Annotated in this window: 15 protein-coding genes; 1 reads left to right on the top strand and 14 read right to left on the bottom strand. The window is 43.6% G+C overall.

All coding sequences use genetic code 11. The features are described 5' to 3' along the window. Window positions 1-23: 23 nt before the first annotated feature. The 13 genes from BSEL_RS01070 to BSEL_RS01010 form a co-directional block, all read right to left on the bottom strand. The gene (locus BSEL_RS01070) at window positions 24-1,631 is read right to left on the bottom strand and encodes a glycoside hydrolase family 3 protein (RefSeq protein ID WP_013171170.1); all 1,608 of its coding nucleotides are present in this window, start codon (window positions 1,629-1,631) and stop codon (window positions 24-26) included. Beyond that, complete coding sequence (locus BSEL_RS01065) at window positions 1,631-2,593, bottom strand: carbohydrate ABC transporter permease (protein ID WP_013171169.1); 963 nt, start codon at window positions 2,591-2,593, stop codon at window positions 1,631-1,633. The genes BSEL_RS01070 and BSEL_RS01065 overlap by 1 nt, the downstream gene beginning before the upstream one ends. A 29-nt stretch (window positions 2,594-2,622) precedes the next feature. After that, window positions 2,623-3,558 (bottom strand): carbohydrate ABC transporter permease, encoded by a 936-nt coding sequence (locus BSEL_RS01060; RefSeq protein WP_013171168.1) that lies wholly within the window; start codon window positions 3,556-3,558, stop codon window positions 2,623-2,625. Window positions 3,559-3,646: 88 nt separating this feature from the next. Beyond that, complete coding sequence (locus BSEL_RS01055) at window positions 3,647-4,963, bottom strand: sugar ABC transporter substrate-binding protein (protein WP_013171167.1); 1,317 nt, start codon at window positions 4,961-4,963, stop codon at window positions 3,647-3,649. A gap of 18 nt (window positions 4,964-4,981) precedes the next feature. After that, on the bottom strand, window positions 4,982-5,890 hold the full coding sequence (gene murQ, locus BSEL_RS01050) for an N-acetylmuramic acid 6-phosphate etherase (RefSeq protein WP_013171166.1): 909 nt from the start codon (window positions 5,888-5,890) through the stop codon (window positions 4,982-4,984). Between the two features lie 56 nt (window positions 5,891-5,946). Beyond that, window positions 5,947-6,885: a GNAT family N-acetyltransferase gene (locus tag BSEL_RS01045; RefSeq protein WP_041581629.1), complete on the bottom strand. Its 939-nt coding sequence runs from the start codon at window positions 6,883-6,885 to the stop codon at window positions 5,947-5,949. A gap of 22 nt (window positions 6,886-6,907) precedes the next feature. Beyond that, on the bottom strand, window positions 6,908-8,056 hold the full coding sequence (locus BSEL_RS01040) for an exo-beta-N-acetylmuramidase NamZ family protein (RefSeq protein WP_013171164.1): 1,149 nt from the start codon (window positions 8,054-8,056) through the stop codon (window positions 6,908-6,910). After that, window positions 8,046-8,957 (bottom strand): N-acetylglucosamine kinase, encoded by a 912-nt coding sequence (locus BSEL_RS01035; protein ID WP_013171163.1) that lies wholly within the window; start codon window positions 8,955-8,957, stop codon window positions 8,046-8,048. The genes BSEL_RS01040 and BSEL_RS01035 overlap by 11 nt, the downstream gene beginning before the upstream one ends. Window positions 8,958-9,210: 253 nt before the next feature. Continuing rightward, window positions 9,211-9,519 carry a reverse transcriptase domain-containing protein gene (locus tag BSEL_RS18305; protein ID WP_408643026.1) on the bottom strand — a complete coding sequence of 103 codons (309 nt, stop codon included), beginning with the start codon at window positions 9,517-9,519 and terminating at the stop codon, window positions 9,211-9,213. Between the two features lie 323 nt (window positions 9,520-9,842). Further along, window positions 9,843-10,154: a PTS sugar transporter subunit IIB gene (locus tag BSEL_RS01025; RefSeq protein ID WP_013171162.1), complete on the bottom strand. Its 312-nt coding sequence runs from the start codon at window positions 10,152-10,154 to the stop codon at window positions 9,843-9,845. Window positions 10,155-10,171: 17 nt separating this feature from the next. Continuing rightward, window positions 10,172-10,495 (bottom strand): PTS lactose/cellobiose transporter subunit IIA, encoded by a 324-nt coding sequence (locus BSEL_RS01020; RefSeq protein WP_013171161.1) that lies wholly within the window; start codon window positions 10,493-10,495, stop codon window positions 10,172-10,174. Then, complete coding sequence (gene celB, locus BSEL_RS01015; RefSeq protein ID WP_013171160.1) at window positions 10,492-11,799, bottom strand: PTS cellobiose transporter subunit IIC; 1,308 nt, start codon at window positions 11,797-11,799, stop codon at window positions 10,492-10,494. The genes BSEL_RS01020 and celB overlap by 4 nt, the downstream gene beginning before the upstream one ends. Beyond that, window positions 11,799-13,124: a 6-phospho-beta-glucosidase gene (locus BSEL_RS01010; RefSeq protein WP_013171159.1), complete on the bottom strand. Its 1,326-nt coding sequence runs from the start codon at window positions 13,122-13,124 to the stop codon at window positions 11,799-11,801. The genes celB and BSEL_RS01010 overlap by 1 nt, the downstream gene beginning before the upstream one ends. Before the next feature lie 168 nt (window positions 13,125-13,292). Between BSEL_RS01010 and chbG the strand changes: the two genes are divergently transcribed. Next, the gene (gene chbG / locus BSEL_RS01005; RefSeq protein ID WP_013171158.1) at window positions 13,293-14,000 is read left to right on the top strand and encodes a chitin disaccharide deacetylase; all 708 of its coding nucleotides are present in this window, start codon (window positions 13,293-13,295) and stop codon (window positions 13,998-14,000) included. An 80-nt stretch (window positions 14,001-14,080) separates the two neighbouring features. On the opposite strand, the gene BSEL_RS01000 is transcribed toward chbG, so the two are convergent. Beyond that, window positions 14,081-14,833, bottom strand: coding sequence for a GntR family transcriptional regulator (locus BSEL_RS01000; protein ID WP_013171157.1), 753 nt, complete (start codon window positions 14,831-14,833; stop codon window positions 14,081-14,083). Between the last annotated feature and the right edge of the window lie 73 nt (window positions 14,834-14,906).

Here is a 14,906-nt window from a genome sequence, read left to right as displayed (position 1 = left end):
ACGCACCCTTTCCTGGTGATCTCTTATAACGTCAACGTAACAGGAGGAACACCCGTTACGTTAATATCACCATATAATGCACTGGCTGCGATTTCAATAGCCGGAGTTGTGAATTCATAAGTTGCTATCTTGATCTCGGCGTCTTTAAACCACAATAAATCATATGGATTCTTCATCGCTACCGCAACAACGATCTCATCTGTTTTAACTTCCATCAATTTTTCAAGAATCTGCTTCTGTTCATAATCCTGATTCAGTGAAAGTGTCCCGATAATCCATACGTCGAAGGTTTTTGCATACTCAATCAAGTCGTCTTCTCCATTTACAAATTCAGATATGCAATGATAGACAACAGAAGGATCGATTTTTGCAAGCGCTTTACCCAAAGAATCTGCGGCATACCGCTCGTCTTCAACTCTTGAAAGATAGTTGTTTTTCGGATAAAGCACGAGTTTTTGTTTTAACGACTTTTTTTCCAAAGGAAAGTGATTGGGATCCTGCTGAGTGATCGAAATCCCTTTTTTAAACACATTCTCCGCCAACTCGCGGTGTTTAGCCGAATCAATAATTGCCGGTACATACTCTGCATCGTCTGATAGATTCGTGTCACGCCAGCTTAAGTAACGATCTTTCGCGGCAATGATCCGTTGATACGATTCTTCGATCCGTGATTCACTGATAAGTCCTTTATCGATATCACGCTTTACAGCTTCCAGTGCTTGTTTTTGCAAATCCGTACGCATTGAAATCATCACAAAATCGACACCTGCATGAATAGCCTTAACCGCTCCCACGGCTGTGCCTACCGATTCAGAAATAGCATCCATCTCAAGACAGTCTGTGGTTATCAATCCTTCGAATCCCATCTTTACTCTTAACAAGTTTGTTAAGACCTCATGAGACAGGGTGACAGGCAGATTCTTCTCTTTCTCGAGGGCAGGGAAATAAATATGAGAAGACATGATCACATCTGCACCTGATTCTATACAACGGCGAAACGGTACCAGTTCCACATGATTCAACCGCTCCATATCATGTGGAATGACAGGAAGAGATAAATGCGAGTCTACTTCTGTATCTCCATGCCCGGGGAAATGTTTCACCGCTGTCATAATATTCGCCTTTTGCATCCCGTTCATTGAAGCAGCTGCAAAAGCGGCTGCCTGTTCAGGGTCTTCCGAAAACGAACGAACTCCAATGACCGGATTGTGTCTATTATTGTTTACATCCGCTACTGGAGCGAGGTTCCAGTTGATCCCGAGAGCTTTCAATTCTAATGCTGTAGCATAGCCACATTCATATGCGAGTTCCGGTTCTCCCGTAGCACCCGTTGTCATAGCTCCCGGAAAGACCGTGGTCCCTTCGCCTAATCTGCGGACTGCACCATTTTCTTGATCAACCGAAATAAACAACGGCCTTTCGTGTCCCGCATCCCTTGCTATTTTTTGAAGCTTTCCGGTCAAAGAGCGGATCTCTCCAGGACTGCCCAGATTTCTTCCAAACAAAATAATATTTCCAACGCGATGAGTCTCAATCATTTCCTTTATTCCTTCTGATACTTCATCCGGTTTCGATGCTGAAAATCCGAATACCATCATCTGACCTAATTTATCGTTTATTGATAGAGACATTACTCTTTCACTCCTCCAATGGTTAAACCTTTAATAAAGTATCGCTGGAACATCAGGAAGAAGATAATCATCGGAACAGCAGCAACTGTCGCACCTGTCATCAAGAGTTTGAAATCGGCAAGATTTGCATCCTGAAGTGTTTTCAGTCCGGCTGGCAAAGTCATAAGATTCTCGTCATTAATTACAATAATCGGCCATAGGAACGAATTCCAAACTAATACAAACGTAAATATGCCCAGTACTGCCATTGCCGGTCGTGCCAGTGGTACAATGATCGATCTGAAGATCTTCCACTCACTTGCCCCGTCAATCTTTGCTGCTTCAATCAGCTCATCAGGTATAGAAAGAAGGAATTGCCTCATCAGGAACACCCCAAACGCAAGAGCCAGCATTGGAAAAATCAGAGCGAAATGAGTGTCGAACATATTCAAATTCTGTACTATGATAAACGTTGGTACGAGCGTCACCTGCTCAGGGATCATCATAGTTGAAATAATCATCCAAAAAATGATCCATTTCCCCGGAAAATCTTTCTTTGCTAACACATAGCCAGCCATTGTATCGATCAGGACGATAATTGCGGTCGTTACAACTGCTATATATACACTGTTAAATAACCAGCGCATGATCTTCGTATTTTCAAATAAATGTGTAAAAGAGCCGAATGTTTTCTCTCTCACTTCCGTCATTAAGGAACTGTGGACCTCCGCCTGTTCCATGTCACCTTGACTTTCTGCTTCGCGCTTCTTTTGCCATTGTGAAACATACTCCGTTATTCCAACGGGGTAAAGAACCGGCGGGGACGATTCGACGTAAGAAACAGGCCGGTCCATTTCCTCATTTTGATAGCTTGGCAGTTGTAATGCTGTGACGAAAACCCAATACAAAGGCAAGAGGGATATAAGAGCCATTATAAGAAGAGATACAATAATAATCGGTTTTTTTATTCTTCTTTGAAACATTATTGATTCACCTGCCTTCAGACTCGAAATTATTTCTCTGTTTGCAATGTTTTAAATTGGAATATTGCGAACACCATGATAATAAAGAATAAAATCACCGATTGCGCTGATGCCAATCCGAAATTGAAGTCCCTGAACGCAGACTTGTAAATAACATGAACAACGGTCTCCGTAGCATAACCGGGACCACCGCCAGTCATCATAATGATTTGTGTGAACACCTGAAACGATCCAATCGTACTTAAAATAGTCAAATATAGTGTCGTTGGTTTCAACAAGGGAATAGTTATTCGAATCCATTTTTGGAATGACGTCGCACCATCTATGTCTGCAGCTTCATACAGCGAAGGATTAATATTGTTCATTGCAGCAAGATAAATAATAATCCCGGCGCCAGGTGGAATAAGTATAGCCATAATCATTAGTGACGGGAGAGCAGTCGATGTCTGCCCAAGCCAGTTCACAGATTCGAATCCAAAGAATTCGATAATGTAATTAAACAGCCCAAATCGGTAATTGTACATCCACCTCCAAACCATGGCAATGATAACCATCGACGTTACCGTCGGAAGATAAAATGCTGCTCTGAAAAACGTCTGACTCCTTCTCCCAAGCGGATGTATCATACTGGAGATAATGAGAGCCGTAATAATAAATGCCGGAACTGTAACTATAGTAAACACAAAAGTGTTCCATAAAGCAGCTCTGAAAATCGGACTTTCAAACGCAGCTATATAATGTTTGAACCAAACCCATTCAACATCAAAAACTCCTCTGTCCTGAAACGAAATAAAGAATGCCCAAACAATCGGAATGAACATGAATGTCATAAAAAAGATTAGTTTCGGGAGTAAAAAAAGGTACGCTGCTTTATTCTCTTTCACTTTTTCCCATACTGTTTTTTTTCGCAGGAGAACCTTGCCTTGATCATTGATGACAGTCTTTTCCTTACCTATCTGCCCCACATTTTAGCCTCCTTTTTGACCTGATCTTCATAGTGATGAAAGAAAGGGTTCCCAACATTGGATGTGGAAACCCTCTATGACTCAATCCTTAATCAGCTAAAATACGTTCAACCTCAGATTCAGCATCGTTCAGGGCCTCTTCCGCACTCTTTTCCCCATTCAATGCAAGCTGCAACTCACTTTGGATGACCTCATCAATCCGTCCCCAATCCTGATGCATTGGAATTGGAACAACCTGATCAGTCAGTTCCTGTGCTCTTGCCATCTCAGGATTATCTGCAAAAGGATCCATATCAGCTGTAGATTCTCGCGCCGGGAACGTTCCATAGTTTACAGCTGTTGTATATTGTTCATCCGTATTTGTAATATGCTTCAGGAATTCTCCAACCATTTGGCGTTTTGCATCCTCTTCCTGCATAAACATTACAAATCCACCTACACCGCCCATTGTGACAGGTTCACCCAGGTCACCGATCGGATATTCAGCAACCATAAAGTCCATCTGATATTCTTCCGTCTGAAGAGAGTTGATCGCCCATGTAGTCCATGGTTGAACAGCTACCGTTCTCTGATCCAAAGCTGCAAATGACTGGAAAGTGCCACCTACGTCTGATCCGCCCATTTCGACAGGCGCTGTTTCATGCTTAAATTTAAGATCAACCAGTTTCTCCAATCCACTAATTGCTTCAGGTGAATTAAATGTATATTCATCCATTTCCTCGTTTAACGGATAGCCTCCATCCATCAGCAAAAATGGCCATGCTTCGTAATAGTTCGGCATGATATACGTTGAGAATCCGTAAGTATCGTCATCGGTCAGCTGAATCATCTTGTCTACAAACTCATCATAGGTCCAGCGGCCATCCTCAGGAGGCTCGACACCCTTCTCTTCAAAGATCTCCAAGTTTAAAAGCATCGTCTGAACACTTACAGATGTCGGAACACCATATAATGAGCCCTCATATTCATAGGCTTCCAATGTATTGGGATAAAAATCGTTCCATTCCTCTTCAGTATAAAGGTCATCCGTTGTCTCAATGATGCCTTCCTCAATATGATTTAAGCTGATTGCTCCACCACTGATATCGATCGGAGCAATGTCCGGCCAGTTTTGACCTGCTATTGCAACACTTAAACTGTCACTCAGCTCCGCCCATGGTTGTTGAACGATTTCAATTTCGACATTTGGATACATGTCTTCAAATTCTGCAGCCTTCTCTTCGATCCAATGGTACTGATTTTCGTCTTCATCTTCCCATCTTGGACCATCCCACATGGTAATCGTCCCTTCCCAGTCTTCCCAATTCCCTTCACTCTCAGATGCATTATCATTTCCTCCGCACGCGCCCAAAACCAATAAACCCGAAATCACAGAACCTTTCAACAACCATTGTTTTTTATTCATAGAAGACCCTCCATTTTTTTATTTTGATTGTGATTCTATTGCTTTTCTTACAAATCCACGGTGCTGTTTCAGTTTCTCTTTTGCTTCAACTAACGATACACCCGTTTTCAGCATTACAATAGCCGGTTTCACCTCAAAATCTGCCTTAATCAAAGTCTGCTCGACTTCTTCTTCTGAGCAGCCTGTAATCGCAGAAGTAATGCTTTTTGCCCGCTCCTGAAGTTTATGGTTACTGGCTTTCAAATCAACCATAAGATTTTCAAAGATCTTACCAATCAAAATCATGCTTGATGTGGAGATCATATTTAAGACAAGCTTTTGTGCTGTAGCCGCTTTCATTCTGGTCGAACCGGTAATCACTTCGGGCCCGACCTCAACCTCAATGGCCAGCTGAGCCAGCGCTGAAAGTTCTGATCCTTTATTGCAACTCAATCCGACAGTTACTGCATTTATTTCATTGCCGTATTCCACTGCACCTTTTGCATAGGGTGTTCTCCCACTTGCCGCAATTGCAATAATGACATCATCCTTGGAAAGGTTTAACCGCTCCAAATCCTGTTTTGCCTGTTCTTTGGAATCTTCAGCTCCTTCAATTGCATGAAACATCGCTTGGTCACCACCAGCAATCAGCGCCTGGATCATCTCCGGATCTGTTCTGAACGTCGGTGGTGCCTCCGCAGCATCCAACACTCCAATTCGTCCGCTCGTTCCGGCACCAATATAGACTAGTTTACCTCCTTTTTTAAATCGCTCACAAACTACTTCCACAACGTTGTTAATCGCTTTCATTTCTTTTTTCACTGATTCAGCGATAAGATGGTCTTCCTCATTGATCATCGAAAGAATTTCAAATGATGATAGTTGATCAATATGTTTAGTACGTTCATTACGCCTTTCAGTTGTTAAATCTGATAAATTGATGGTCATAGGCAATCACCCGATTTGTGAAATTTAATTACAAATTTATAATATAGTAAATGAAATTAAATTTCAATAGTTTTTTTGAATTGATCATATGTTTCAATTGATGTATATCCTAAAGAGCGATAAAATCCGTGTAACTCCGTCCAATCTATGTAGATTGAACCCACTCCCTGATTCAAAAGATGACGCGTAGCAAGTAATACAATTTCACGTCCCAATTTCATTTTTCGCCACTCTGGATGCACTCCGAGCGGCCCGATTCCACCCAGTATTCCAGTGAATCTCTGCGACCAGTTTACATTGGAACCAATTAAAGGTTTTTCTCCGATGTTCGTTTTACAAAAAGCAATAATTTCCCCTTGGTCTTTTATAATTACATAAGCGCTTCCGCTTCCTCCTTTCAAGAAATATTCTTCCGCCTCGTAAAGCCATCTAGACGAGAAATAAGCCTTTAGAAAGCTGAATAATTTCCCTTTTTCATCTGAGCTCAGAATATTCTCCGTATCAAGTTTTCTTTCACTCTGAGGAGACGTATTTACATAATCAGATACACTGTTCACGTTGGTGTATCCACGCTTCATAAGCCATTTTTTTATAGCGTTCTGATCGGCAGGTACACCAGGAAAATAGTGATAGGGGTCTTGTCCGATTACAATTTCACTAGCCCCCATATTTACCACAGTTGCTTCTGCCTGCTTTAACAGTTTACTTCCAATTCCTCTATGCTGATAAGTGGGGTCCACCATCAGTAAATGAATCCACGCCTGAGAGCGTTGAAATCTGTTATAGTGATCTCGCTTCACTATAATCAACCCCACTGCTTCGTCCCCAACAGTAACGAGTCTCGAGGCATCCGCATCAACGTGGATATCTTCAATGCTGTTCTGTTGAAACAAGGATTTCCTTAGGGGAAACCGATCTCCGTAAATGCGATTCCACAGTATACATATCTGATCACTGTATTGCTGTTTAACGTCTTCCCACAAATGCATCTGCATGCCATTCCCCTTTCACTATCAGTCAGTACATCAAAAATGGTTTACGTTCCAACTTAAATGCTGAAGATTCATCGTTTTCTCTCATCCATTCCAACAATGATTCACTATGATTCATTTTCTTACGGGCTTCGTCAGTTCCGAATAACAAGTCAAAGAAGAATCGACCCTTTATCGGATCCTTAACCTTCAGATTTCCGGGATACATTTCATGAATCACATCCACCAGGGCCAATGATGTTTCGAGAGCTGAAAACTGATACCTGTCTGTTACTTCTAAAAAGATGCCTCCACAAGCTATTTGCATATAGTCGGCATTTATCGGCGTAAAGCTAACTGGATGCAGATTAACTCCAGGCATCGACTTATTTTTTATACGATTACAAACTGCTTCACCATCCAGCCAGGGCGCACCAATCTGTTCAAAAGGATAATCCGTGCCTCTCCCTTCAGATACATTAAGCCCCTCCATAAAACAAGTCCCGGGATAGCATAAGGCCATCGTTTCACCCGTAGCAGAAGGAGACGGATTCACCCAATGCAAACCGGTATCAGTAAAGTGCATCTCACGAGTCCATCCGATCATTTTCACAACTTTTAGATCCACATCAATTTTAAAGGTTTCTTTGAAGTAAGCTGCAAGCTCTCCTACAGTCATCCCGTGTCTTACAGGAAGACGATAATTTCCAATAAAAGAAGTGAAATTATCCCTGACACGATTGCCCTCGACAAACTGTCCATTAATCGGATTCGGCCTGTCTAATACCCAAACCTCAAGCCCATATTTCGCTGCTTCTTCCATGCAATACGCAAGCGTGTAAATATAAGTGTAAAAGCGAACACCTAAATCCTGTATGTCAAAAACGAGTGCATCAAGGCCCTCAAGCATATGTTTTGCCGGTCTTTTCTGCTTCCCATACAGACTGTAGATAGGAATCCCGGTCTTACCATCATAGTCATCTTTAACATGTTCACCTGCATCAGCAGTGCCTCGAAAGCCATGTTCCGGGGTAAATACCGCTTTAATTTGACACCCTTCTCGATAGAGGATGTCTAAACTCAACTGTTTGCGCTGATCAATGGACGTGTGATTGATTACAAGGCCCACTGAACGTTTTTTCAAATCAGGTATGTTCGTTTCCAACAAATTATCAAGTCCTGTTTTAATCACCATTCTCACTTCCCTTCACGGCTTTTAGCCCTGCAATCACTGCCCCTTCTACAGGTTCTTGATCAAGAACCTTCAGTAAGGCATGAGGTAACTTCTTTTCTAAAAGTGGCAAAAACAGATCTTGCTGATTCATTAAACCACCCATTAGGATTACCTTCACACCCTTCTCGCCAGCAAAATGTGCTTCGGACATGCGAGTTATTGCATCTGATATATCATGTGCAGCACGATCAATGATCCTTCTTGCCTGTTCATCTTCAGTGGCTAAAGCACAGATAGTCTTAGATAGTTGTGCGATCTGTTTTGCCGAACTGCCCGAATTTATTTTCTCCATCATTTCCATAAAAGAGTCTTCTCCCCAAGCATCCATAACAGCTTTTTCGAAATAGTTGAATGGTGAACGATTCTCATATGCCGTAATCACTGACTTAATACCTTCAATCGCAATTCCGTATCCACTTCCTGTATGATCAAATTTATGTCCCCACCCACCTATCTTAAACTCAACACCGTTTTTAAGTCCGAATGTTTGAGAGCCGGTTCCGGCAATATTAACTATGCCATCTTCTCCGCCAGTCCCTGCATATAATCCAAGAACTGCATCATTCACTATAAATACTTCAGCATCTGGATGAATTCGTTTTTTTAAATCCTCTTTCAAAAATTCTATAGTTTCAATTTTCAACCTGCTAATACCGGATAACCCAATAAAAATACATTGTATTCGATCCACATACGATTCAAAATGGTTCAATATGGATGAACAGGACTGTATCCAATCATCTTTATTCATCATAGTTGAATTGATCTCACCAACCTGGACTGTTTTTATGCTGTTACCTGCATAATCAGCAAGTCTGGCAACAGTAGATGAACCCCCGCCATCGATTCCTAAAACAAACATGTATGCCACCCCTTCTGAAATATTGTTTCATTTAAATCAATTAAATTATGAACTATTATTTCACAAATAACTATCAATGTCATCTTTATTCATATAAATTATCCTTATTTTTATCAAAGTGATATTTATGAATACAAAACCCCAGAAGCTTTCGTTTCGATGTTGTCCCTATATGACTTTTCACATCGTTCACACTCAATTTAAGTGTACCTTCAAGAAATATTGTTGTCTTAAGGAGTTCACTCCCCGCAGCTCATCGACTCTTGACGTAAATGCAAAAGTCATCCACATGCCTGATCAAATGATGGCCTCTTTTATCCAATTCTTTATCGAGTTCATGCAGGTAAACGTTACTCAGAATGGGGGATAAATTGCCTCCTTGAGACACGCCATTCTTAGATGCTTCCCATTGATCCCCGTTCACGATAATAATTTCAATTAATTCCCAAATAATTTTTAGCAAGACAGGTTCTTGAATATAGTGTTCAAAGTAGTTCATCAGCTTTTGATAGGGTATCGTATCAAAATAACTTTTCATATCAACTCTTAAAACCTTCGTCATAGTATTTTGCGATCTATTTAATGGCTTGTTTAGCATTCTTACCTGGTGGTCTGGACCCACAGCTGTTTGAAGAAAAGTATGGATCGATAATGAGTTCAATGACTTAAAAAATTGTTTGTTGAACCATGCGATTATGATTCGTGTTCCTTAGTACAGGATTTTATCGCCAGCTTCCTTCAGATTCCACCTCACGGTGGACACCCTTGCCATTGACTAGTGGTTCCTACTGCCAAGCCCACAGGAAACTTTCACTCCCAAAGTAAAGTGCATGCTAGGCACAGAAACAACGAAAGCCGCCCTTAATGGACGGCTCTCTGACATGTCTATCTGTGTGTTTTCTGAAGATCAAGTGCCTGGTCAAGCACTTTGTTACCGTCCATCATGCCATAGGCCATGGAATCGATGACAGCAACCGGGATCTTGTAGGGCGCAGATTTTTCTGCTATCTTCTTTTCCAAATATCTGACTTGAGGACCAATCAAAATGACATCGGTTGAGTCAAATTCATTGTGAAGCCCCGCTTCAGCCGTTGCATCAACCTCTGCATCGATCCCCTTCGCTTCAGCAGCCTGCCTCATCTTCTTCACCAGCATACTCGTTGACATACCTGCTGAACATACCAATATGATTTTCATCGTATCTCTTCCTCCCTTTAAGCTTTCTTTTCGTGAAGATGCACGATTTCCTGTGCCAGATCTTTGACTGTCATCGCCGTCATCAGATGATCCTGCGCATGGATAAGCAGGACAGAAGGAGAGACCCCTTCACCGCCGGCTTCCTTATGCAAGAGAGCAGACTGGACATGATGTGCTTCAACGAATGAAGCCTCCGCGTCACGCAGTTTGGCATGGGCTTGCGTAAACTTCCCCTCTCTTGCGAACGCCATGCCCTCCATCGCATCGGATCTCGCATTTCCTGCATGAAGGATAATTTGAAACGAAATCTCTTCGAGGGACTGCTCTGTCTGTTCGCTCATGACTGTTTGTCTCCTTTCATTTCCTGCTTTAAAATCTCCTGCTTTCTCTCTTCCGCACGTTCAGATGCCCGAATGAACGGGATGTAAAGCAATGTCGCAAGGGTTAAATTAAACAGCTGCAGGATAATCCCGGTAATGGAACCCCCTGTGACCAGATATCCGCTGATGATAGGCGGTGTCGTCCACGGAACCATGGCGACGGTCTTCGGTACAACCCCGGTCACGAGGGCCACATAAGAGGTCACCGTCAGGAGTACCGGAATAAAGATAAACGGAATCAGCATGACCGGGTTCAAAACGACCGGCAGCCCGAACAGGATCGGTTCATTGATGTTAAAGCCGCCCGCCGGGGCCGCAATCTTACCGATCGTTCGGTAATGCTTTGTCTTAGCTACGAGGAAGATGGCAAAAATGAGTGCCAGGGTAGTTCCGGATCCACCCATGAAGACATAGGCATCAAGGAACGGTTTCGTGATGATATACGGGACATCGTGCGCACTGACACCGCTTGCAAATTGCTGGATGTTGACTTCAATGAGCGGCAGATAAATGGACTCGATCACAGGACCGAGGATATTCGTACCGTGAAGCCCAAAGAACCATAGAAGATGATTCAAAAAGGCAATGATGATCGCCGCAGGAAGCGTATTCCCCAGTGCCTGAAGCGGTTCCTGAATCAGGGTGAAAATCAGTTCATGCAGACTCCCATCGGTTAACGAGGTGATGAAAATTTGTACAAGGGCAATGAAAATCAAAATAATCGCCGCTGGAATCAGAGCACGAAAAGATTTAACCACGCCGTCCGGAACACCGTCCGGCATCTTAATCGTGAATTTCGAACGATACAGGACACGGAACAGCTCGGTTGTAACCAGAGCGGTAATCACGCCGACAAACAGCCCTTGGGCCCCTGTCCACGCATAAGCCAGACCCCAATCTTCTGTTGTCGGTGTCAAGATGATAAAGGATGCCAGACCAATCAAAACCGCAGACATCCCATCCACGTCGTAAGACTTAGCTAAATTATAGCTGATTCCGGCAACAACCAGAAGGGTCAATATCGCAAAAGACCCATCCCAGATGTTCCCGCCTACAGCTTTCCAGCCCTCTCCGAACAGGGAAAGCATGAAATTCTGAAAGACGTCAATCGGCAGATTGTTAATAAGAACTGCAAAACTTCCCAGAATGATCAATGGCATAATGGCAACGAAACCGTCACGGACTGCAACGAGATGCCGCTGAGCACCGATCCGGCTCGCAACAGGAATAAAATGCTTCTCCATCCAATTCATAATCGCATTCATTAGACGTTCTCCTCTCGGGAATGAAATTGGGGTAAGAAAGACTGATGGGCATCCAACAGTTCATCAAGCAGGTCTTTGGCCAGCTTCTCATCAGAAACAAGCGGGTTCATCACAAGTGCAAGATACGCATCGTCATAATCCCCTGAGATCGCGGCTTTAATCGTCAGTTCTTCCATATGTTTCATTTGTTGAATGATTCCTCGTACCTCATCTGGCAGTTTGCCAACGCTCACCGGTTTTGGACCTTCCTCGGTGATCACGGCATTGACCTCAATTACAGCATCATCAGGCAGATCTGAGACAGCTCCCTGATTCAGGGTATTCACGGTCTGTACATCCTGCCTGTCTGTATGCAGACTGACCATCAGATTGCAGGCTGCGTCACTGTAGTATGCACCGCCCCGCTGTTCAAGTTCCTTCGGTTTCACGTCAAGATCCGGTGCACGGTATGTTTCAAACAGCGATGCTTCCACCCCTTTTACAACATCCGCACGGGTTCCTTCGGTATCAAGGAGATTCATGTCTTTCTTTATGACGTCCCGCGTCTGGAAATAATACTGGTGATAGGGATTCGGCAACATGCCGAGGCTTCGGATCAGCTCCGGAGTCCATCCGAGAGATACGATATTCGCCGGTGAATAGTCCACACCTTTTTCGATGGATTTTGCCAACGCTTCAGACGTCCGGTCGACCCCGCCGATTTTCACACGGCGTCCAAAAATAAAATGGTTAAGCCCAATGAACTCGATCTCCACTTCCCCAACCGGCACATGAAACATCTCGGCAATACCGCTTCGCATGTTAAACGGAATATTGCAGACACCAATAACCTTTTTATGGCTTCCGTATTTCAGCAATGCCTCTGTCACCATCCCGGCAGGATTCGTAAAATTGATCAACCAGGCATCCGGACAGATTTTTGCCATTGCCTGAGACAGCTCCATCAGCACAGGGATCGTCCGAAAGGCTTTAAAAATACCACCTGCACCATTGGTTTCCTGGCCGACAAGCCCCTTTCGAAGAGGGATGGCTTCATCCATGCTCCGGGCATCGAGTCCACCAACGCGGATTTGCGAGGTCACAAAATCCGCCCCCTTCAACGCCTGTTCCAAATCCAGTGTACTGACAATCGAGATCTCTTTTCCCGAACGGGCAATCATCCGCTTCGCTAAATTTGTAATGACATTTAATTTTTCTTGTCCTTCCTCTACATCCACCAAGGTAATCTTTCTGACAGGCATATCATCATAACGGTCAATCAATCCCTCAATAATCTCCGGTGTATAGCTTGAACCACCGCCAATCACAGCAATATTAACGGCCACCGTCATCCCTCCCTAATCTTCTTTATCTTCAGGTAAGCGCTTCCTTGAAACTAATGTAACAGAAACATAACTACAAATCAATATAAAAGTTACTACAAATTTAGTTTGTTGTATTGTCGGTTATGAATAAAGTTGTTATGATAAGTAGTAGAAAAGGGGGAATTTCCTATGAAATTTATCGTCAATGCCGATGATTTTGGTCTTAGCAGAGCTGTCAACTACGGTATTTTCGACGCCATGACGAACGGCGTTGTGTCATCAGCAACATTGATGGTCAACATGCCGGGTACCTTGCACGCCGCCGAACTGATCCATGAAAACAAGCTTTCAAACATTGGTGTGCATCTGGTTTTGACAAGCGGGCGTCCCATGACAAATGCGACATCGCTGACGAACGAAAACGGGGATTTCAGACTCTCGAACCGGTTCGCAAGCGAACTCGACAACGGGCCAAAGCTTGACCTCGATGAAGTGGAGGCCGAATGGTCTGCCCAAATCGAGCGATTCTTTGACATTGCCGGACATCCGCACCATTTTGACAGTCATCATCATATTCATATGTATGAACCGCTTGCACCGGTCGTCCGCCATCTGGCTGAAAAGTACAGCTTGCCGGTTCGGGCCGGCAACCGGATCGGCGTCTCAAGCGTCAGTGACGATTTTCATGACGGATTCTATCAAGATGCCGTATCCATTGACTTTTTCCGCAAACTTTATGAGCAGCACAAACACAAAAGCGGAACCATCGAAATCATGTCCCACCCAGCCTATATCGACCGGACTCTGCAGGCCTATTCAAGTTATCAGAATGAACGGCTGGCCGAGTTTGACGTACTGACTTCACACGCACTGAAAGAGTCAGGCTGGTTCGCCTGACGATCCGCCTGGAGGGGTCTGTCACCACCTGGATCCCCGGCACTGGTATGAACTGTATATGCAAATCAGAACCGGGCTCCTTACGGAGAGCCCGGTTCTGATGTTTGTCCATAGTGCCGTTCAACTGTAAAGCTGACTTTATCGCCATGAAAACATGCTATGGAATATTCAATTTTGGTGCCATCGTCAAGATAGGCATAGGTCTCAATCTGAATGCAAGGGTCACCTTCTGCAATGCCTAAGTAACCGGCGACTGTCTGATCAGCCCTGGTAATATGCAGATGCTCTTCCGTCTTCGCAATTGGTAATTCCAATTCATCTCTAAGTACACTGTAAAGCGATCCCTCACAGGACTCTTTCCGTAAACCGGTCGTCAGACGCCAGGGTAAATAAGCCGTCTCATACTGAAGAGGCTGATTATCCGCATAGCGAATTCGTTCAAGTTTATTCAGCGGTTCGCCTTCTGCAATCTCAAGAGCCAAAGAGAGTCTCTCATCCGTGGGAATCACTGTCAGATCGACGACCTTGACCTCAGGATGCTTCCCCTGCAGTTTCAGCTGTTCAACGTAACTTCCTTCCGTAGATGTCAGCGTTTGCTTGATCCGCTGTTGCCTCACAAATGTCCCTTTCCCCTGTACCCTTTCAATATATCCTTCGTTCACCAACTGCTGCAGCGCATTTCGAATCGTTGTCCTGCTGACATCGAATGTTTTACAGAGCTCTGCTTCTGTTGGAAGCTGGGCATGCACCGGATATTTCTTAGATTGGATGTCTGTAATAAGCTGCTCTTTCACAGTCTGATGTAATGATTGTTCTTTCGATAAATGATCCATAAACATCTCCTCCGAATTCATTATAACATTTGTCATTAACTTTAGATACAAATGTCTCATCGGTTGTTATATC

It is taken from the genome of [Bacillus] selenitireducens MLS10, assembly GCF_000093085.1.
GTDB classification, from domain to species: Bacteria; Bacillota; Bacilli; order Bacillales; family Salisediminibacteriaceae; genus Salisediminibacterium; species Salisediminibacterium selenitireducens.
The sequence above is the reverse complement of the archived record's forward strand: the minus strand, read 5'-3'. Positions and strand labels throughout refer to the sequence as shown.